Raw genomic sequence first — 18841 nt, forward strand, 5'->3', positions numbered from 1 at the left:
CGCTGCGCAGCGGTGATGCGACCCTACTCGCTCGCCGCATCAAGTAAATTACGAACTTTTTTGTAACCTGGAGGCGGCGATGAAGGATCTCGTTTCGAGATGTCCCATCGAGGAAGTGATGCAGATTTTGAGCGGTCGCTGGCCGACGCTGCTGATCTATTATTTGAAGCAGGGCACCAAGCGCTTCAGCGACTTGCGCCGAGACAATCCGACCATCTCACACAGGATGCTCGCGCTCGAGCTCCGCAAGCTGGAGGACGCCGGTATCGTAAGCCGCACTGAATTCGGCGGATATCCGCTGCGCGTGGAATACGATCTGACCTCCGCCGGTCATGCCCTCGTGCCGTTGATCGATGCCTTGGGGGACTGGTGGGCGTCGGTTTCAGCTGGGGCTGACGGAGAAGAGCGTCGGGGCGAGATCGGCGTCTCGGCAACGACGCAGCGGACTTGATGAGCTGAAGGCCCAAAAGCGCGATGCGATTAGGATGAATCGCCATCGCGCTTTTTGGGTTATTGTTTGAGCATGATCTTTTCGGAAAACCGCTACGCACTTTTCCGGATCATGCTCTAGCGAGGAGACTGCCGTGACAATGCTCGTCGAGCGCTTCAACCTGCCGGCTGCGCTTTCGCCCGCGCCGAGCAAGCGCGATGCCGAAACAGTTCAGTTCGCACAAGCCGCGCTGACGTCCGCCAAGCGGGAGGGCCTGCAACTCGCGGTGCGGGCGCGCTATGTCGCCCTCATCGTCATCGGCTGCCTGCTGCTGGTGATCAACCCGGCCTGGGAGCAGCTCTACTACGTGGCGCTGCTCGGCCTGTTCGCACTGATCGGCTGGGCCCAGGTCAGGGTTGGGCGGGTGGGCGTGTCATGGCCGGAATTGGCACTCCTGTTTTGCGACTTGGCGCTGCTGACGTGCCTCATCGTGGTTCCCAATCCTTTCGGAGCCTCGCACTGGCCGGTCGCGATGCAGTACCATTTCGGCAACTTCATCTATTTCTTCGTACTGCTCGCAGGCGCCACACTGGCCTATACTTGGCGGACCGTGATTGCGGTCGGCGTGTGGACGGCTGCGCTCTGGTTGATCGGCATGGCGTGGGTCTGGTGGCAACCCGATCGCGATCCTGCGCTGACGGCCCGCATCGCAGCCGCGGCAGGCAGCGATCAGCACTTGTTGACGATGATTTCGCCCAACGCGATCGTGTTCCACGTTCGCATCCAGGAGATCGTCGTATTCATGATCGTGGCCATGACCTTGGCGCTCGCGGTCCGCCGCAGCAACGACCTCTTGGTCCGGCATGCCGCGGTGGAGCGCGAGCGCGGCAACCTCGCACGCTACTTCTCGCCCAATGTCGTGGCGGAATTGTCGAACCAGGACGAGCCGTTGAAGCAGGTGCGCACGCAACATGTCGCGGTGCTGTTCGTCGACATCGTCGGCTTCACCGCCTTTGCCGATGCGCGCTCGCCGCAGGAGGTTGTGCGGACGTTGCGGGAATTCCACGGATTGATGGAGCAGGAGGTTTTCCGCCATAGCGGCACGCTCGACAAATATCTCGGGGACGGATTGATGGCGACGTTCGGCACGCCCTTCGCTGGCGCGCACGACGCCAGCAACGCGCTGCGATGTGCCCAGGCGATGATCGCCGCTGCGGACCGTTGGAACGATCGGCGGGCAGCGTCAGGCGAGCCACCGCTTCATGTGAGCTTTGGCTTGCATTATGGGCCGGTGGTGCTCGGCGACATCGGGCAGACCTGTCTGGAATTTGCCGTGATCGGTGCGACCGTCAACGTGGCAAGCCGTCTCGAAGCCTTGACCCGCACGTTCGACTGCGCGCTGGTGGCAAGTGACGACCTCGTCAGCCAGGCGAAGGCCGAGCTTGGCGACGCAGCCGCAACGTTTCAATCATTGGAAGCGCGAGAGCCGCGGGTCGTCCGCGGTATTCAGCAGCCGATCTCGATCTGGACCCAGCCGCGCGGCGCGTAGAGCCGAACTCGCCCGCCGCGTCAGGAAGCCAAGCAAAAAGCCCGGCCAACGGCCGGGCTTTTGATGGCTTGCGCAGAACGAAGCTGCTTACGCGGCCTCGTCGGCGACGGTGCTGTCGTCGCCATCGGTATCGTCGGTATCGCCCTCGGCATCCGTGTCCGCTTCGCCTTCGGCGGCTTCCGCCTTGGCGCTGGTGCGGCGCGGGCTCTTGGCGAGCTGGGCCTCGATCTCCTTGACCGCTTCGGTCTCGGTCGAGTGCTGCACCACCGCGATCTCGCGGGACAGACGGTCGAGCGCCGCTTCATAAAGCTGGCGTTCCGAGTAGGACTGCTCGGGCTGCGATTCCGAGCGATAGAGGTCGCGCACGACTTCCGCGATCGCGACGATGTCGCCCGAATTGATCTTCGCTTCGTATTCCTGGGCGCGGCGCGACCACATTGTGCGCTTGACGCGGGCGCGGCCCTTGAGCGTCTCCAGCGCCTTCTTGACCAGCGCCGGATCGGACAGCTTGCGCATGCCCACATTGGCGACCTTGGCGGTCGGCACGCGCAGCGTCATCTTGTCCTTGATGAAGTTGATGACGAACAGCTCGAGCTTCGCACCGGCGATCTCCTGCTCTTCGATGGCCAGGATCTGGCCGACGCCATGAGCGGGATAGACCACGAATTCGTTGGCCTTGAAGCCCTGACGCTGGGTCACGACCTTCTTTTCCTCGACCTTCGGCGCAGCCGCGGGCTTGGCGGCCGGCTTGGCGGCGACGGGAGCCTTGGCAGGCGCAGCAGCAACGGAAGCCTTCGGCGCGGCGGGCTTGGCAGCGGGGGCCTTGGCAGTCACAGGCTTGGCGGCAGCAGGCTTGACAGCGGCAGGCTTGGCAGCGGTCGCTTTCGCGGCCGGTTTGGCAGTCTTGTTAGGCATTGCGCTTCTTTTGTTCTTCGAGGACTTTGCAGCCGGCGCCTTCGTCGCGGTCCGACCCTTGGATGCGCTACGGCTGGCCGCGGCGACTTTTTTGGCCTCCTTATGGGAAGCCCTCGCTGAAGTACTCTTTTTACGCGTTTTCTGTGACACAGCCTGCGCGCGGAAACTGCCACGCCCCTGTTCGACATTTGGTTTCACGGGAACCCAGAGGGGCCAACGGGGCTGACGGGGTTCGGCTTAATGTGCCTAATATAGCACATTTCCCGCAAAAATCAATGATTTAGGGGTCTTGAGGGCTGGTTTTCGGCGGCAGCGCCGCTATTAGGGTTAAGTTTGGGCGCGAATTAGTCTCCAGAGCCCGGGTTCGGAGAAAAATATTTCTCGAACTTGCCTTCCATGCCGTCGAACTCCTTGGCGTCGGCGGGTGATTCTTTCTTCTGGGTGATGTTCGGCCAGCTCTTGGCGTAATCGGCGTTGACCTGGAGCCACTTTTCGAGGCCCGGTTCCGTGTCCGGCTTGATGGCGTCGGCGGGGCATTCCGGCTCGCACACGCCGCAATCGATGCACTCGTCGGGATGGATGACGAGCATGTTGTCGCCTTCGTAGAAACAGTCGACCGGGCAGACCTCGACGCAGTCGGTGTACTTGCACTTGATGCAGTTTTCAGTGACGACGTAAGTCATCCAACGCTCCGAAAAGCTCTTTTAAAAGTCGCGGCTTGCCTAGCGCGGATGGCCCGGCGCCGCAAGGTCGGGAAGGCCCGATCATGACGGCTTTGTGTGTTTGATCGATCAAGAAATGAATACCAAGCGCAATTAATTGCGGTTTGCTTCATTCAGCTCCTCGTAGAGCACGCGAGCCGAGGCGGCATCGCCACGGCGCTCGTTGAAGGCGGTGACCTTCAGGACGCGCACATTGCGATCGAGCGCGATGGTGAGGACATCACCGGCCTTGATCGCATGGCCCGGCGACGTCTCGCGCACGCCGTTGACGCGGACATGGCCGGTGATGACGAGCTCGGCCGCGGAGGTGCGCGCCTTCACCACCCGCGCGTGCCACAGCCATTTGTCGATGCGCTGCCGCTCGGTGGTCGTGGGATTACTCCTTCCGCCCCAGCTGCTCCTTGAGCGCGGCGAGCTTGGCGAAGGGCGAGTTCGGATCGACCGGACGATCGCGCTCGCGCGAATTCGCGCTCGACGCGTACGGACGCAGCGACGGGCCGCCCTGGCGGTCACGGCCCTTGTCGCGGTCGCGGCCACGATTGTCGCGGCCTTTGTCGCGATCCCCGCCGAACTTCTTGTTGTCGCGGTTGCGATCGCGATCCTTGTCGCGGTCTCCCTTGCCCTGGAAGCTGCGATTGCGGTCGTCGCGGCGCTCACCGCCCTCGCCGCCTTCACGCGGCTTGCGGAAGTCGCGGCCGCCATCGCGGCGATGGCCGCCGCCATGACGATGGCGTTCGCCGCGCTTCTCGCCATCGGCCGATTGCACAGCCTCGCCTTCAGCAGGCGCGCTGGCGGCCTCGGCACCGGCCTGCGGACGCGGCTGATGATGGTGACGCTGATGGCGATGGCGCTCGTGGCGCGGCTTGCGATCCTCGTGACGGCCGCCGGGGCGCCAGACCTCGACCAGCTCGGGCTGGGCGGGCTCGGCAGCGGCTTCGACCGGCGCGGCCGCATCGGGCGAGGCGGCGGCTTCGGTGGCGGCAATTTCAGCCGGAGCCGCATCAACCGGTGCCACGGCGTCCTCGGCCGGCGGTGCGATGCCCGGGGCATCTTCCGGCGTGACAGTCTCTTGCGCGGAAGCTTCCAGTGCCGGCTCTTCGGGAGCGGGCTCGTCGTGCGGCTCCATGCCGGGCGCGTCTTCGACCGTGACGGATTCGGCAGCGGCCTCGGCGGCCGGCGCCTCGGCCGGCAGTCCGGCAACGGCTTCAGCCGCAGTCTCGGTTGAGGTCTCCGCGCTGCCTTCAGCGGGCGGCGTCTCGGCCGTGACCGTCTCGGTGACGACCTGCTCGGTCGCGACAGGCTTCGGCGGCAGCGGCGGCCGCTTCTCCATGCGATAGCCGAGCGCGCGCAGCACGGAGGCGAAGTCCTCGCCGGCAGATCCCGTGAGCGAGGTCATCGCCTGCGTCACCACGAAGCTGCGGCCGTCGAACGCGCCGGCGGGCTTTTCGCCCGGCGAATTCTCGCGCCAGGCCAGCGCCGGGCGGATCAGGTCGGCGAGGCGCTCCAGGATGTCGACGCGGACGGCACGCTCGCCGGCCTGCTTATAGCCGAGCACGCGATAGGCATCGCGCGGCAGCGCCTTGTCGACCGGGAACGAGGTGCGCCCCGAGGAGGCCAGATGCTGCGCGCCCGAGAGCGCGGAGAGATCGACATTGTCCTGCTTCAGCGCCCAGAGCAGCGCGGCGAGCGCACGCGCGGCGGGCTTGAGCAGGCCGGGGAAATAGATGTGATAGGCGCCGAAGCGGACGCCGTATTTGCGCAACACGGCGCGTGAGGGCTGGTCGAGATCCTTCAGCTCGCTGGCAATCTTCGGGCGCTCGAGCACGCCGAGCGCCTCGACCAGCTGATAGGCGATGCCGCGGGCGATGCCGGTGACGTCCTCGGCCTTCGACAGCTCGAACATCGGCCCGAGCAGCTTTTCGATATGGGTTTTGAGCCAGAGCTCGAGCCGCGCCTGCACCTTGTCGCGGGGGGCGCCGGTCAGGCGCTCGTCCGAGATGATGCGGATGCGCGGATGCAGCGCGTCGTCTGCGGCGGCAAGGCGCGCCACGGCATCGCCGGTCCAGCGGATGATGCCTTCGGACGTGAGCACGAACTGCTCGTCCGGCGCATTGCCCAACTTTTCGGCGCGCGCGTTGATCTCGCCGGCGAGCACCGCTTGCGCTGCAGCCTGCAAGGCTTTCGCATCGGAGCCGGCTTCCGCCGCATCCGGTGCAAAGGTGAAGCCATCGAGGCGGCCGATGACATGGCCTTCGACGATGACTTCGCCGGTCTTGCCGATTTCAGTATTCAAGCTCGTGTTCTCCCGCAGGCGGCGCATCAATACACTGGTCCGGCGATCAACGAAACGCTCAGTCAAGCGTTCATGGAGCGCATCCGATAATTTATTTTCGACCTCCCGCGTAATCCCCTGCCAGCGCTCGGGGTCTTTCAGCCAGTCCGGGCGGTTGGCGACGAAGGTCCAGGTGCGGATCTGGGCGATTCGGGCCGACAGCGTGTCGATGTCGCCGTCGATGCGGTCGGCCTGGGTGACCTGGGACTCGAACCAGGCATCGGGAATGCAGCCCTTTCGCATCAGGAAGCCGTATAGCGTCGTCACCAGCTCGGCATGGGCGGCCGGCGACAGCTTTCTGTAGTCCGGGACCTGGCAGGCTTCCCACAGCCGCTCCACGGCGGCCTTGCCATGCGCGATATCGCGCACCTCGCCGTCGCGGGCGGCGTGATCGAGCACGCGCATGTCCTCGGCGATCGGCGCGCGCGTCAGCGTCTCATGGCCGGGGGCGAGGTTCAGCGACACCTGGAGCGCGCCGAGCGAGGAGAAATCGAGCTTGGAATTGCGCCATTGCAGCACCTTGACGGCATCGAAGGTGTGGTTCTGCAGCGCGTTGACGAGCTCGGGCTCGAACGGCGCGCAGCGGCCGGTGGTGCCAAAGGTGCCGTTGCGGGTGGCGCGGCCGGCGCGGCCCGCCACTTGCGCGAATTCGGCCGGCGTGAGGCGGCGGAACTGGTAGCCGTCGAACTTGCGGTCGGAGGCGAAGGCGACGTGGTCGACGTCGAGATTGAGGCCCATGCCGACGGCGTCGGTGGCGACGAGATAATCGACGTCGCCGTTCTGGAACATCGCGACCTGCGCGTTTCGTGTACGCGGCGACAGCGAGCCCAGCACCACGGCGGCGCCGCCATGCTGGCGGCGGATCAGCTCGGCGATGGCGTAGACTTCATCGGCCGAGAACGCGACGATGGCGGTGCGGCGCGGCTGGCGCGTGATCTTGCGGTCGCCGGCGAACTCGAGCTGCGACAATCGGGGCCGCGTGATCATGGAGACGCCCGGCAACAGACGCTCGATGATCGGGCGCATGGTGGCGGCACCTAACAGCAGCGTCTCGTCGCGGCCGCGGCGGTTGAGGATGCGATCGGTGAAGACGTGGCCGCGCTCGAGATCGGCGGCGATCTGGACCTCGTCGACGGCGAGAAAGGAGACGTCGAGATCGCGCGGCATCGCCTCGACGGTCGAGACCCAATAGCGCGGGTTCTTCGGCTTGATCTTCTCCTCGCCGGTGACGAGCGCGACGCTGGCCTCGCCGGCTCTGGCCGCGATCTTGTTGTAGACCTCGCGCGCGAGCAGGCGCAGCGGCAGGCCGATCATGCCGGAGGGATGCGCCAGCATCCGCTCGATGGCGAGATGGGTCTTGCCGGTGTTGGTCGGCCCGAGCACCGCAGTGACGCCCGCGCCAGGCACTCGATCGGCAAGCGCGCGCTCGGAGGCGAAGGGGGAGGAGGAAAAAGCCATGTCTGGGGGATTAGGTAATGGCGATTTGGGCGAATGTCAGTGCTGGATGAGGCGGTGAGGCGACCAGATTAGCTCCGTCATCCTGAGGTGCGAGCCGCGCGGCGCACCGCGCCGCGTGGGAAGCCTCGAAGGATGAACGGCCCGGCTGCCGCGCAGCCTTGGGGCACCAACCGGGCCCGTCGCCCTTCGAGGGCCGCTGAAGAAGCGGCCACCTCAGGGTGACGGGACGCGGCACCGGACGTGCCGAAGCGCCCTCCCCAAATCCCGCGCAACTGTCTCACTTTGCGACGCTTTCCCCGTTCGCTTTAAGCTTCGGAACGACTCTAGAACGAATCGCGGCCGAATCGCTGACTCCCACTTGAGTCCCGTTCCGTTCACGCAACATGTCGCGGGACTCGCCTTGGTTGCGCACTAGATGGAGTTTTGCGGGGGCGCACAAGCGACCGGGTTGGTTAAAGCTGGGGACGGCGTCGAGTCGAATCAGAATCGGGGCGGAGTCAAATGGATTCACGGGATGCGGGGGGCCAAAACGAAAGTTCGAAAACAACCCCATGCACAGTAGGTAAGCCATTGATATTGCTGAGGCTCGCTTACCCTCCCCTGGAGGGGGAGGGTCGGCACGCGATCGAGCGAAGCGAGACGTGTGACGGGGTGGGGTGATCCCTCCACCCGGGCAGTTTCCGTGCTGAGAGATCACCCCACCCCGCTCGCGCTTACGCGCGATCGACCCTCCCCCTCCAGGGCAGGGCTATCGCATATGACTTGTGACGTCGGCCTGCGCGCACGCCTCGTCCTTCGAGACGGCGCTGACGCGCCTCCTCAGGATGAGGCTAATCAGCGTCAGTGCTCGTAGAAACTGCTGCCGCGCACTCCGCCCTCATCCTGAGGAGCCCGCCCAAAGCGGGCGTCTCGAAGGATGGCCGCCGGGAAAAGCTCTCAAATGCGATAGCCCTGCCCTCCAGGGGAGGGTTAAGAGCATCACTGCGTCTTGGCGACCCTTGGCGGCTGGGGGGCGGTGATGAAGCTCGTCGCTTCCAGCATGGCCGGCCCCAGGGGCGTCGGCACTTTCAGCCAGAACGGGACCAGGATGCGCGTGCCGGCGATGGGGGCGAACGCGATCTCCATGTTGCGCTGGGCGGCGAGGTATTTGATCACGGGGCGGTCGGGGATGTAGCCGGCGATGGGCACGAAATAGATCGCGCAGACCACGACCGGGCCCTTGTACCCCTTCTCCGCCTTCACGGTCTCCATGCGCTTGAAATCGAGCTTGAGCTCGTAGCGCATGCGGCCGTCGAACACGGGCGCGGCATTGTGGCAGGCCTCCGGCGCAACGGGATCGCCGGTGCCGGGCACGCGCAAAAGCGAGGCCGTCATCGGATCCCAGACGCCGCGGCGATGCCCCTCGGTGACGACGATGCGATCAGGGTCGACCGGCGGCTCCGGCAGGATGGCAAAATCCTTCACATTGCCCTTGTCGAGGGTGATGCGGATCTCTTCGGTCTTCTTCTGGGTGGTGGTGGAGGCCTGGTAGCCGGTCGCAACCAGCGCGCCACCAACGACGCGCCCCTGGCTGGCGCCGGTGCCGGACCCGCCGGTGAACGACTTCAAAAGCCCGGTAGTGCCGCCGGCGGCCGCCGCCGAGAACACGTCGTCCTGGATATCGATGTTCCACGCGCCCTTGCCGACCGGAATGCCCGCCAGCGTCGCCTCATATTGCGCCTCGAGCTTGCCCTGCGCCACCGCCGGCGCCGCGCCGGACGCCACGGCCAGCACCAGGCCGCAAAGCGCCATCAGCCGGCCGGCCAAGGGGACGTCGAAGCGGACGCCCAAGCGCGGACGGGCTGAGCGCAGATTCTGCGCGGGGAAAAGCGTTGTCGGCACGAAATAATCCAATCGGGGCGCGATGCGCTGTTACTTAAGCCAAAAACGGCGGCAAACAATGTGTCGGGGCATCCAGCCCCGGGAACTCCACCGGACTCTTCGACGGCGAATACGCCCTTTATGTGATGGTAAGGCGCGACAATCATTGCCGTTTTGGTGATCGGGCGGTAACGGGAGCTGCAAACCTCTCCCGCTCCCTCCGCTGTCATGCCCCGGCTTGACCGGGGCATCCAGTACACCGCGGCCTCCCTGGTCAGCCGCGCCGCCGCGGCGTATTGGATCGCCCGGTCGAGCCGGGCGATGGCACCGAGGGTGGGGCGCGAAACCCGCATCCCAACCGCCCCAAAAACTTGACGTCCCGCCCCTTCCCCCTATACGTCCGCCCGCTCCCTGCAAGGACGAAAGAATTTGCCCCCGTGGCGCCTGAATGGCGGCCGCACTCGTTGGGGGTTCGAACTAAAGGATTTCTACCATGTCTCGCCGCTGCGAACTGACGGCCAAGGGCCCCCTCGTCGGCCACAAGGTCAGCCACTCCAACATCAAGACCAAGCGCCGCTTCCTGCCGAACCTCGTCAACGTGACGTTCATCTCGGAAGCTTTGGGGCGCAACGTGCGCCTGCGCGTCTCCACCAACGCAATCAAGAGCGTCGACCACAATGGCGGCCTGGACGCCTTCCTGCTCAAGGCGAGCACCGATGCGCTCTCTCCGCGCGCGATCGAGCTGAAGCGCGCCATCCAGAAGAAGGTCGGCGACACCCAGCCGGCGAAGCAGGCGAGCTGAGATTTTTTGGTTAGGGCGGGGGCTAAGTTGCGTCGCGTGGCGTAGGCTTAGCCGAGTAGAGTTTGAGTAGCGGCTGGATCGGAAGATCCGGCCGTTTTTGTTTTTGGGCACATCACCCAAAGACGAATTGATCGTTTTGATCTTTCTATCTTTAGTAGAACAATAAAGACCTGATTGCGCTTTATTCGCAGGCTAAACCTCGTGACTCAGAAGCATATTGCCGTCTTTCCAAAGCCATTGCGCGACGACCTGGTCAATGGCCGATGGCTCCCGGTGATCGGCGCCGGGATGTCGATGAACGCCATCCTACCGCCAGCATCAAGAATGCCAATGTGGGGGGATCTCGGCCGACTCCTCGCGGAAGAACTTTCCGAATATTCACCGTCAGGTGCGCTCGATGCGATATCGGCATACGAGCATGAATTCGGGAGAGCTCGCCTTATTGAGCGTCTCGCAGAACTCCTTCACCAGAAGGATGCACAACCGGGGCCAGCGCACCGAGAGTTTTGCAGTCTCTCATTCGACATCGTATGCACCACTAATTTCGATTTCCTACTCGAACGCCAATATGACCTGATCCCCAAATCAATTCATCCGGTTGTCGATGAGGAGCAACTGTCGATCAATCTTGGAAATGCGGGCACGCTCTTACTGAAATTACATGGAGACTTACGTCATCCGAAGAGGCTCGTCGTGACAGAGTCTGACTACGACGGCTTCCTCTCGAACTATCCGCTACTTGCCACTTATTTGGCCAACCAGCTCATTACGAAAACTGCCGTTCTCATCGGATATAGCCTTGACGACCCGGATTTCAGACAGATCTGGCACGTCGTCTCAAGTCGGCTCGGCAAGTCGCGCCGAATGGCTTACGCTGTGGTCGTCAATGCGCACCCTAGCGAAATAGCCCGTTTCGAACGACGCGGCGTTAAGGTCATCAATCTATCCGGTTCACGAGAACGATACGGCGAAGTACTCGCAGAAGCCTTTGCGGAACTTCGCGAGTACGTAAGAGATAATATCGTCTCCGCGAGTAAGGTCACTGAAGAAGGACCGCTCCAAGAGTTGCTGCTCCCACGCGATTCAGTTTCCCGCCTCTGCTTCTTTTCCGTTCCTTTGGACGTACTTCCGTTCTATCGCGAGCGAGTGTTTCCTATCGCCGAAGAGGCCGGGCTAGTACCAGTGACCGCGACGGATTTCATCACTCCCGGCGACAGCATAAATATCAAACTAGATACGCTAATCGACCGCGCCGCTGTCATGGTGGTTGAGTTGAATTCCCGGTGGACTAGAGCGGAACTGGCTATGGCAATTGCGCGAGCCAGAGAAGACGTTAGCGGATTTCATCGCCGGCCGTTGCGTCTAATACTTATCGCGCCGTCCGATGAGCAGATACCCGCTTGGGCCAAGAGCGAGTTCATCGTGGCAATTCGCCCCAGCTTACTATCTGATGACATCGATTGGTTCCTCCATAGCCTCCGAGATATCTTCGCCTCGGAGGCTACCAATCGCATGGAAAGCCAGCACAACGAACCTCGGCGGCTCCTAAATGCGAAGCAATTTCGAGCGGCCGTGATAGCTGCAATCTCTCTTTTAGAAACGACGCTTAGGCGCTGGCTGGAAAAGCGGCTGTGGGATGAGGTTCAAAGACCGATGCCCCTTCGTCAATTGGTCGATCGAGCAATTCGCGAAGAGCGTCTCTCAAGTAATTGGCGAGGCGAGATTGATCGTTGGACAAGGATCCGAAATGAATCGGTGCATACTACAAAACCCGTTACAAAAGCTGAAGCAAGGTCGGTAGTTGAAGGGGTCGAGCGTCTTCTGGATCAACCCACCGATTACCACGGCCCAAGTCCAGATTGAGCCTCATCCAACGATGAAGCAGTACAGCCTACACAGATAGGCGGGTGCGGTGATTTCATTGCAACCCAAAATCAGGAGTCGCGTTTGGCGGCATGAAGCAGAACACGCAGCTCGGGGGAGGGTAATAGCAATGTATCTTCTGTATTGCGACGAGACAAATATTGAAGAACGAAAAGGCGACTTTTTTCTCTACGGGGGCATCTGCATCTCCCCAGACAACTGCGCATCTCTATCGCGTCGCATTGATGAAATTCGCGGAAGCGCCAAAATACCCACGACGTTCAAATTGAAATTCTTGCCCGCGCCCGACGGCATGAATCACGAGACCTTTATCGAGCTCAAGAAGTCGCTTATCGCGGCAACTATCGATTCTGGCGCAAAGCTACTTGTCTCAGTCATACTCCACGATATCGCGACAACTCCTGATGTTGCGCGGCGCAACGCAATCAATACGCTATGTTACCATTTCGACTGTTTGCTGAACCGGTACAAATCGACTGGCCTTGTCCTCATCGATCGATTCTCAGACAAGCAGATTGATAGCCATCTGATAGAAAAATTCTCGATCGGAATCACGGGATTACCTCACACTAATCAACTCAGGTTATCGAACATTGTCGGTTTTCACTACTCAGCAATCGGTCAGTCACATTTTTCAAGTGTGATCGACATCCTTGTTGGATCACTCCGATTTGCAATTAATGCACACACACGCGATCAAAAGCAAAATCTCAAGACTGCAGGGAAGATTCTTGAGGGCATTCAGCCGCTATTTTTTAGAGAGAAAGAAACCTCCCCGATATCCGAGTTGAGCTTCTTTTTCAGCCCAAAGACAATCAAGGTGGAGAGCTACCGGACCAAGTACGAAAATCTCAAGGCTTTCTTGAATAGCAGTGGCATCGATACTGCGCAGAATATTTTGGCGGGTTAGAGACTGGTCCATCCTGCTCTACTTCCGCTATACTCGCCCGGGTAGCATCTCCCGGATGCGCATCCCATGGAGCCCGCTCAGACGACCGAGCGAAATCCCGACCCCAAGCACGTCGTCATCTGCTGTAACGGCACTGGCATCGAGCTCGCAGAACATCTCAAACGTCCCGAAGCTCGATGCCGCGTGAGGAAGGTCAATTCCGCGCCTCCATGTTGACATTTGTTAACACTCGCCCTATCCTCTCACCAACATGGCTGATCGGCCGCGGCATCCGCACAAGGAGATCGAGGCTGTCGTTGCCGACGCCGAGCGGAAGGGCTGGCGCTGGCGCAAGATGGGGCATTGGGGTCGGTTGTTCTGTCCGCATGCCGGCCGCGACGGCTGCCAGGTGGGCGTGAACGGGACGCCGAAGAACCCGGAAGATCACGCCCGGCAGGTGATGCGGGCGATTGCGCGCTGCCCGCACGGAACGGAGGACGGCTCGTGAAGAAATTCGAGTTCAGCATCGTGGCATCCGGGCTCGATCCCGAGGCCGAGGATTTCGAGCAGCGCTTCTACGATGCCGGCTGCGACGATGCGGCGATTGCGTTCCAGAAGGGCCACATCATCGTCGACTTCACGCGCGAGGCGAAATCCATCAGCGAGGCCATCATCACGGCGGTGCGCAACGTGCAGGCCGCCGGCGCCAGGATCGATCGCGTCGAGCCCGATCCGCTCGTCAGCCTCTCCGATATCGCTGCGCGGAGCGGAATGACGCGCGCGGCAATGACGCAATATTCCAAGGGGCAGCGCGGCCGAGGTTTCCCGCCGCCGGTCGCCCGCGTGACCTCCGACAGCCCGCTGTGGGATTGGGCCGCGGTGGCAAAGTGGCTGTTTCAGCACGACAAGCTCAGCCGCGACGAAGCGATCGCGGCAGCCGCCGTGCGGGCGGCCAACGAAGCGATCCGATCGCGCGCGACGCGACTGGAAGAGACCCTCAAGGGCAGCCTGACCGCCTACGAGAAAGAGCTCGACCGGGCGGCGTGAGGGAACGTCGCGAGCGACCCAATGGCCGCATGCGGCGCGGCATAATGCTTTGGCGCCGCGCCGATCGTCACGGCGCCGCCGTATCGCTGCCCGCGCAAGACGGACCGCACGCAGCCGCGGCAGATGCTGCCCTGCGCGTCCGGCGGCCGGCCGGCACGGCGACCCACCCGTAAACATCCCCCGCGCGCGTTAACCGTCCATTAACCAACGCACCCTAGCCTGCGGTAATCGTCCAGCCATCATTAGCTCGAAATGCCTTCCCGGTTCGCTCCAGGAGAAGCGCCGATGTGCGTTGAGTTGTTGACGTATGCCGATCTCGGTGCCCGCCTCGATGTCTCGCGCGAGGCTGCGCGGGCACTGGCGCGGCGTCGCCGGTTGCCGCGCTCGCGGTCGGCTGACGGCAAGGCGGTGGTGAGCGTCGATCTCGCCGAACTCCGCTACACGCCCCGCCCGCGACGAGCCCGCCGGGCAGATCCCATCGGGGCCTCCCTGGCCAGGATCGAGGCCGTCAAGACCGAAGTCTTCAAGGCGGAGATCGCGCGGCTCGAGGACGTCGCAGCCGCCTACAGGGCCGTGTTCGAGCGCGAGCGCGAGCGTGCCGATCGCCTCGCCGTCGAGCTGACGCAGGCGGCCGCCGAGACGACGGCCGCCAATGCGTGGGCGGCACGACTGGAAGACGAAGTGGCGGCGCTGCGGAGCGATCGCCGAGCTGGCGGCTCGATCGCGGGACACGCGGCGCGCCGGTTGGGCCATCTGGCCGCCTTCATCGTGCAAGCAGACCGGGCGGCCCGCAGGTAGCACTCAGAACTTTCTTTAATCCCCGGCTTGCCGGAGCAATCGCGAGGGAAGAATGACTGGCAACACCGATATCCATGAAATGAAGGCCCGCATCGTCGTGTTCGGCGTCGGCGGCGCCGGCGGCAATGCCGTCAACAACATGATCACGGCCGGGCTGCAAGGCGTCGAGTTCGTGGTCGCCAACACCGACGCGCAGGCGCTGGCGATGTCGAAGGCGAAGCGCCTCATCCAGCTCGGCACCCGCGTGACCGCAGGCCTCGGCGCCGGCTCGCAGCCGGAACTGGGACGCGCCGCAGCCGAAGAGGCTATCGACACGATCCGCGAGCAATTGACCGGCGCGCACATGGTGTTCGTGACGGCCGGCATGGGCGGCGGCACCGGCACCGGGGCTGCACCCATCGTCGCCAGAATCGCGCGCGAACTCGGCATTCTCACCATCGGCGTGGTCACCAAGCCGTTCTACTTCGAGGGCCAGCGCCGCATGCGCTTTGCCGAAGCCGGCATCGAGGAGCTGCTGAAGACGGTCGACACCCTCCTGATCATCCCGAACCAGAACCTGTTCCGGGTGGCCAGCGAGAAGACCACGTTCGCCGACGCCTTCGCCCTTGCCGACCAGGTGCTTTATTCGGGCGTGGCCTGCATCAGCGACCTCATCGTCAAGGAAGGCCTGATCAATCTCGATTTTGCCGACGTCCTCTCCGTCATGAAGGAGAAGGGCAAGGCCATGATGGGACGGGGCGAGGCTTCCGGCGAGAAGCGCGTGCTCGCCGCCGCCGTGGCCGCGATCTCCAATCCGCTGATCGAGAATCCCTCGATCAAGCGTGCCAGTGGCCTCATCATCTCCATCACCGGCGGCAAGGATCTGATGCTGTACGAGGTCGACGAAGCGGCGACCCGCATTCGCGACGAGGCCGACCCGGACGCCAACATCATCGTCGGCGCGTCGTTCGACGAAAGCCTCGAAGGCATCGTCCGCGTCTCGGTGGTGGCGACCGGTATAGATAATCTCGATCCGGCGCAGGCGCTACCGGTGGAAACCGCCCTCACCCAGCTCGCCGGCAGGCTGCGCAACGACGGCCGCCGCATCGCCGATCGCATCGAGCGCAGTGCCCCCCTGCCGCAAGCGGGAAGCCCGCCGCTCCGCCCGCAGCCGCACCACCCCGTGGGACCGCCGGCAAGGCCGGGCCTGGACTATGCGCGGCAGGCGGCCCTGCAGCCGCTCGATGCTTACGGCCGCGCGCCTGCGCGCAATGCGCCCGACGAGGCCGTTCTCGATATCCCGGCCTTCCTGCGCCGCGCGGCGAACTGAGCGGTGAAGGAGGTGCGCTCCCTCTCCCGCTTGCGGGAGGGGTATCGTATATGACTCGTGGAAGCAGCCTGCGCGCACGCCTCGTCCTTCGAGACGGCGCTTACGCGCCTCCTCAGGATGAGGCTAGTCGGCGTCAACGCCCGTTGAAACTGCTGCCGCGCATTCCGCCCTCATCCTGAGGAGCCCGCCTCAAGCGGACGTCTCGAAGGATGCGCCGCACCGAAGCCGGCCGCCGACGCTTCACGCCGCCGTGCTGCGCGGGCTCTCGGCGGTGTCCTTCCTGTCCGTCTCCTTGTCGCGGGACAGCCAGGCCGGAAAGCGAAGCAGGCGCTCGTTGGTGTCCTTTGGCAGCTCGATGGGCGGTGCTTCAATGGCCGAACTCGGCAGGTCCAGCGCTGCCTGTCCGGTTCGCACCGCATCCGCGCGCTGATCCAGTTCGCGGAGCAGGGGATCGAGCACGCTGTCGATCTCGGTCGCCACCGACACCAGGAAACTATTGAGCTCGCGCGCCTCGGGCACAACTGCCGCAGCCGATTCGACCGCCCTCGAGAGACCGTCGACGACAGGTGCAAACGCGCCGGCCGCTTGCTTGATTCGCGTCTTGATCGCTTCGAGCTCGCTCAGGACGCGCTCACGCTCACGCCTTTTCTTCTCCTCCGAAAGACGGGCTTCAATTTCGGCGATCTGCGCCGCCAGGGTCGTGGCTTCGGATGCGAGCGCATCTCGTCTTCCGCGCGCGCGATCGAGATCGCGGCTGAGATTGTCCACTAAGTCGTCCTTTCCGAACATGGCTTTGCTCCGTAGGACAGGCGCTTTGCCCTGTAGGACGGCCTTGGCGCGAACCGCCAGCCTCGCCACCGACCGGAGGGCCGGATCGGCCGAAACAGGCATCAACTTCCGTCGCGTCACATAGGCCGACATGGTGATCCCCCCATCGTCAACATTAGGCGACCGCATGGTTAACAGACGGTTAATGTCAACAGACGATGCGCTACTCCCGAAAATCAATGCTCCGCAGCTGCAAGCGGACGAAATCGACGAACTCGAACCCCAGAAACTTGAACCAGAGGAGAGCGACCTGGCCAAGGGACAGCAACGCGGCAACCGCGAAGCCAAGAAACCGAAGAAGGAGAAGGCCAAGGTGATCGCCGCGGGGCCGAGCCGCAAGGAGGCAGCCTGGCAGCCGGATTTCGGGCCGGGGAAGAAGAAGTAGGGGGGCGAGCACGGCGCTCTTACCCTCCCCTGGAGGGGGAGGGTCGGCTCACATTGAGCGCAGCGAAATGTGAGACGGGGTGGGGTGACGGTCTCTCCGCAACCAACAGTGCCCGTGTGGAGAGATCACCCCACCCCGCTCGCGCTACGCGCGATCGACCCTCCCCCTCCAGGGGAGGGTAAGAGCAGCATCGTCTCCACTCCGTCGCGCAATTCCGCTATACTCGCCCCGGTAGCATCAGCCGGAGGCGCATCCCATGGAATACGCAGCCAATTCCGACCACAAGCCCGCCGGCAAGAACCTCGTCATCTGCTGTGACGGCACCGGCAACGAGATCTCGGAGAACATCTCCAACGTCCTGAAGCTCTATCGCTGCCTGCGCAAGACGGACAAGACGTCGCCGCGGCAGATGGTGTTTTACGATCCCGGGGTCGGCACCATGACGGAGCCATCGACGTGGGGGCGCTGGAAGGCCAACATCAAGCTGGTGCTGGGGCTCGCCACCGGCTACGGGCTCGATGACAACGTGCTGTCATCCTATTGCTTCCTGGTTCAGCATTACGCGCCCGGCGACAAGATCTACCTGTTCGGTTTTTCGCGCGGGGCCTACACGGTGCGCGTGCTGGCGGGGCTGATCCACAAGGTCGGGCTGATCTCGCCGGAGCAGGCGAACCTCGCCGGCAGCGGCCTCATCGCCTACAAGCAATATTCCGGCAGCGGGCGCGGCAACGACGTCGAGGACCTCAAGGACATCGTGTTCGACGAGAGCGGGCCGCTGCCGAAGGACGCGTTCGACCTCGCCGCGCAATTTGCGCGCATCACCTCGACGCGCTGGCCGACCATCCATTTCGTCGGCGTCTGGGACACGGTGGCGAGCGTGATCGTGCCGCGCGCCGATCGCTTCTACTGGCCGAGCCTGGAAGAGCTCGCCTTCACGCTGCGCGATCCGAGCGTCAAGATCTTCCGACAGGCGATCGCAATCGACGAGCGGCGGCGCATGTTCCGCCTGAAGCCATACGCGGAGCCGCAGGAATTCTGGAGCAACCGCTACGTGCCCGACGAAAAGAAGGTGCCGCAGGACATCCTGCAGGTGTGGTTCGCCGGCGTGCATTGCGACGTCGGCGGCGGCTATCCGGAAGCCGAGAGCGGGCAGTCCAAATATCCGCTGCTCTGGATGATCGACGAGGCCGAGAAGGCCGGGCTGAAGTTCAACCCGCGCACGGTGAACCAGCTCGCCTGGGGCGTCCAGCGCAAGAACTCGCCGTTCAGATACGTCGAGCCCGCCTATACCGGGACAAGCGGCATGCTGCACGATTCCATGAATGCGGTCTGGCGCGTGCTGGAGTTCTTGCCGAAGCGCGCGAGGTACAAGGAATGGCCGGCGCGGAAGGTGTATTTCGGCTTCTACATCCCCGATTGCGAGCCGCGCCTGATCCCCGAACGGGCGCATGTGCATGAGAGCGTGCTGAAGCGCATGGCGGTGGAGCCGGAGTACCGGCCGGTGAACCTGCCGAAGGATTACGTGACCGTGCCGATGCCGGTGCCGCCCGGGGTGGATCTGGCGGCCGGGGCGGAGGTGGAGGGCGTGACGGGGTGAGGTGGGGGCACGGCGCTCTTACCCTCCCTGGATGGG

General features: G+C 63.4%; 17 protein-coding genes. 11 read left to right on the plus strand and 6 right to left on the minus strand.

The features are described 5' to 3' along the window. Positions 1–79 precede the first annotated feature (79 nt). Both N2604_RS38600 and N2604_RS38605 read left to right on the plus strand, forming a co-directional pair. Positions 80–451 carry a helix-turn-helix domain-containing protein gene (locus tag N2604_RS38600; protein ID WP_260373130.1) on the plus strand — a complete coding sequence of 124 codons (372 nt, stop codon included), beginning with the start codon at positions 80–82 and terminating at the stop codon, positions 449–451. 139 nt (positions 452–590) lie between these two features. Beyond that, complete coding sequence (locus N2604_RS38605; protein WP_260376389.1) at positions 591–1979, plus strand: adenylate/guanylate cyclase domain-containing protein; 1389 nt, start codon at positions 591–593, stop codon at positions 1977–1979. Between the two features lie 87 nt (positions 1980–2066). Here N2604_RS38605 and N2604_RS38610 read toward each other — a convergent pair whose 3' ends face one another. From N2604_RS38610 to N2604_RS38630, 5 genes are all read right to left on the minus strand, one after another. Beyond that, complete coding sequence (locus N2604_RS38610; RefSeq protein ID WP_260373131.1) at positions 2067–2894, minus strand: CarD family transcriptional regulator; 828 nt, start codon at positions 2892–2894, stop codon at positions 2067–2069. A 344-nt stretch (positions 2895–3238) separates the two neighbouring features. Beyond that, complete coding sequence (gene fdxA, locus N2604_RS38615; RefSeq protein ID WP_018643465.1) at positions 3239–3577, minus strand: ferredoxin FdxA; 339 nt, start codon at positions 3575–3577, stop codon at positions 3239–3241. A 132-nt stretch (positions 3578–3709) separates the two neighbouring features. Then, positions 3710–3940 (minus strand): S4 domain-containing protein, encoded by a 231-nt coding sequence (locus tag N2604_RS38620; RefSeq protein WP_260373132.1) that lies wholly within the window; start codon positions 3938–3940, stop codon positions 3710–3712. A gap of 52 nt (positions 3941–3992) precedes the next feature. Beyond that, a complete protein-coding gene (locus N2604_RS38625; RefSeq protein WP_260373133.1) occupies positions 3993–7406 on the minus strand; it encodes a helicase-related protein in 3414 nt (1137 codons plus the stop codon). Positions 7407–8384: 978 nt separating this feature from the next. Beyond that, on the minus strand, positions 8385–9197 hold the full coding sequence (locus N2604_RS38630; protein ID WP_260376390.1) for a DUF3108 domain-containing protein: 813 nt from the start codon (positions 9195–9197) through the stop codon (positions 8385–8387). A 562-nt stretch (positions 9198–9759) separates the two neighbouring features. On the opposite strand from N2604_RS38630, the gene rpmB reads away from it, so the two are divergent. From rpmB to ftsZ, 7 genes are all read left to right on the plus strand, one after another. Next, positions 9760–10068 (plus strand): 50S ribosomal protein L28, encoded by a 309-nt coding sequence (rpmB, locus tag N2604_RS38635; RefSeq protein ID WP_260373134.1) that lies wholly within the window; start codon positions 9760–9762, stop codon positions 10066–10068. A gap of 201 nt (positions 10069–10269) precedes the next feature. Then, positions 10270–11931 carry an SIR2 family protein gene (locus N2604_RS38640; RefSeq protein ID WP_260373135.1) on the plus strand — a complete coding sequence of 554 codons (1662 nt, stop codon included), beginning with the start codon at positions 10270–10272 and terminating at the stop codon, positions 11929–11931. Between the two features lie 130 nt (positions 11932–12061). Next, positions 12062–12862: a hypothetical protein gene (locus N2604_RS38645; RefSeq protein WP_260373136.1), complete on the plus strand. Its 801-nt coding sequence runs from the start codon at positions 12062–12064 to the stop codon at positions 12860–12862. Positions 12863–13112: 250 nt separating this feature from the next. Then, positions 13113–13349, plus strand: a complete 237-nt coding sequence (locus N2604_RS38650) for a hypothetical protein (RefSeq protein WP_260373137.1) — start codon at positions 13113–13115, stop codon at positions 13347–13349. Continuing rightward, a complete protein-coding gene (locus N2604_RS38655) occupies positions 13346–13888 on the plus strand; it encodes a hypothetical protein (RefSeq protein ID WP_260373138.1) in 543 nt (180 codons plus the stop codon). Before N2604_RS38650 ends, N2604_RS38655 begins: the two co-directional genes overlap by 4 nt. 285 nt (positions 13889–14173) lie before the next feature. Then, positions 14174–14686 (plus strand): hypothetical protein, encoded by a 513-nt coding sequence (locus N2604_RS38660; protein WP_260373139.1) that lies wholly within the window; start codon positions 14174–14176, stop codon positions 14684–14686. Between the two features lie 52 nt (positions 14687–14738). After that, positions 14739–15995: a cell division protein FtsZ gene (gene ftsZ / locus N2604_RS38665; RefSeq protein WP_260373140.1), complete on the plus strand. Its 1257-nt coding sequence runs from the start codon at positions 14739–14741 to the stop codon at positions 15993–15995. Positions 15996–16235: 240 nt separating this feature from the next. On the opposite strand, the gene N2604_RS38670 is transcribed toward ftsZ, so the two are convergent. Continuing rightward, positions 16236–16916: a hypothetical protein gene (locus N2604_RS38670; protein ID WP_260373141.1), complete on the minus strand. Its 681-nt coding sequence runs from the start codon at positions 16914–16916 to the stop codon at positions 16236–16238. A gap of 52 nt (positions 16917–16968) precedes the next feature. Between N2604_RS38670 and N2604_RS38675 the strand changes: the two genes are divergently transcribed. Together N2604_RS38675 and N2604_RS38680 are read left to right on the plus strand one after the other, a co-directional pair. Beyond that, positions 16969–17208: a hypothetical protein gene (locus N2604_RS38675; RefSeq protein ID WP_260373142.1), complete on the plus strand. Its 240-nt coding sequence runs from the start codon at positions 16969–16971 to the stop codon at positions 17206–17208. A 256-nt stretch (positions 17209–17464) separates the two neighbouring features. After that, positions 17465–18805 carry a DUF2235 domain-containing protein gene (locus N2604_RS38680; protein ID WP_260373143.1) on the plus strand — a complete coding sequence of 447 codons (1341 nt, stop codon included), beginning with the start codon at positions 17465–17467 and terminating at the stop codon, positions 18803–18805. Positions 18806–18841: the final 36 nt, after the last annotated feature.

The sequence above is a fragment of the Bradyrhizobium sp. CB1015 genome (assembly GCF_025200925.1).
Taxonomy (GTDB): Bacteria; Pseudomonadota; Alphaproteobacteria; order Rhizobiales; family Xanthobacteraceae; genus Bradyrhizobium.

Bases quoted from the DNA above. Each gene is read 5' to 3' on its own strand.
- N2604_RS38600 (WP_260373130.1), top strand. From the start codon at position 80: ATGAAGGATCTCGTTTCGAGATGTCCCATCGAGGAAGTGATGCAGATT.
- N2604_RS38605 (WP_260376389.1), top strand. From the start codon at position 591: ATGCTCGTCGAGCGCTTCAACCTGCCGGCTGCGCTTTCGCCCGCGCCG.
- N2604_RS38610 (WP_260373131.1), bottom strand. From the start codon at position 2,894: ATGCCTAACAAGACTGCCAAACCGGCCGCGAAAGCGACCGCTGCCAAG.
- fdxA (WP_018643465.1), bottom strand. From the start codon at position 3,577: ATGACTTACGTCGTCACTGAAAACTGCATCAAGTGCAAGTACACCGAC.
- N2604_RS38625 (WP_260373133.1), bottom strand. From the start codon at position 7,406: ATGGCTTTTTCCTCCTCCCCCTTCGCCTCCGAGCGCGCGCTTGCCGAT.
- N2604_RS38630 (WP_260376390.1), bottom strand. From the start codon at position 9,197: ATGGCGCTTTGCGGCCTGGTGCTGGCCGTGGCGTCCGGCGCGGCGCCG.
- rpmB (WP_260373134.1), top strand. From the start codon at position 9,760: ATGTCTCGCCGCTGCGAACTGACGGCCAAGGGCCCCCTCGTCGGCCAC.
- N2604_RS38645 (WP_260373136.1), top strand. From the start codon at position 12,062: ATGTATCTTCTGTATTGCGACGAGACAAATATTGAAGAACGAAAAGGC.
- N2604_RS38650 (WP_260373137.1), top strand. From the start codon at position 13,113: ATGGCTGATCGGCCGCGGCATCCGCACAAGGAGATCGAGGCTGTCGTT.
- N2604_RS38660 (WP_260373139.1), top strand. From the start codon at position 14,174: ATGTGCGTTGAGTTGTTGACGTATGCCGATCTCGGTGCCCGCCTCGAT.
- ftsZ (WP_260373140.1), top strand. From the start codon at position 14,739: ATGACTGGCAACACCGATATCCATGAAATGAAGGCCCGCATCGTCGTG.
- N2604_RS38670 (WP_260373141.1), bottom strand. From the start codon at position 16,916: ATGTCGGCCTATGTGACGCGACGGAAGTTGATGCCTGTTTCGGCCGAT.
- N2604_RS38675 (WP_260373142.1), top strand. From the start codon at position 16,969: ATGTCAACAGACGATGCGCTACTCCCGAAAATCAATGCTCCGCAGCTG.
- N2604_RS38680 (WP_260373143.1), top strand. From the start codon at position 17,465: ATGGAATACGCAGCCAATTCCGACCACAAGCCCGCCGGCAAGAACCTC.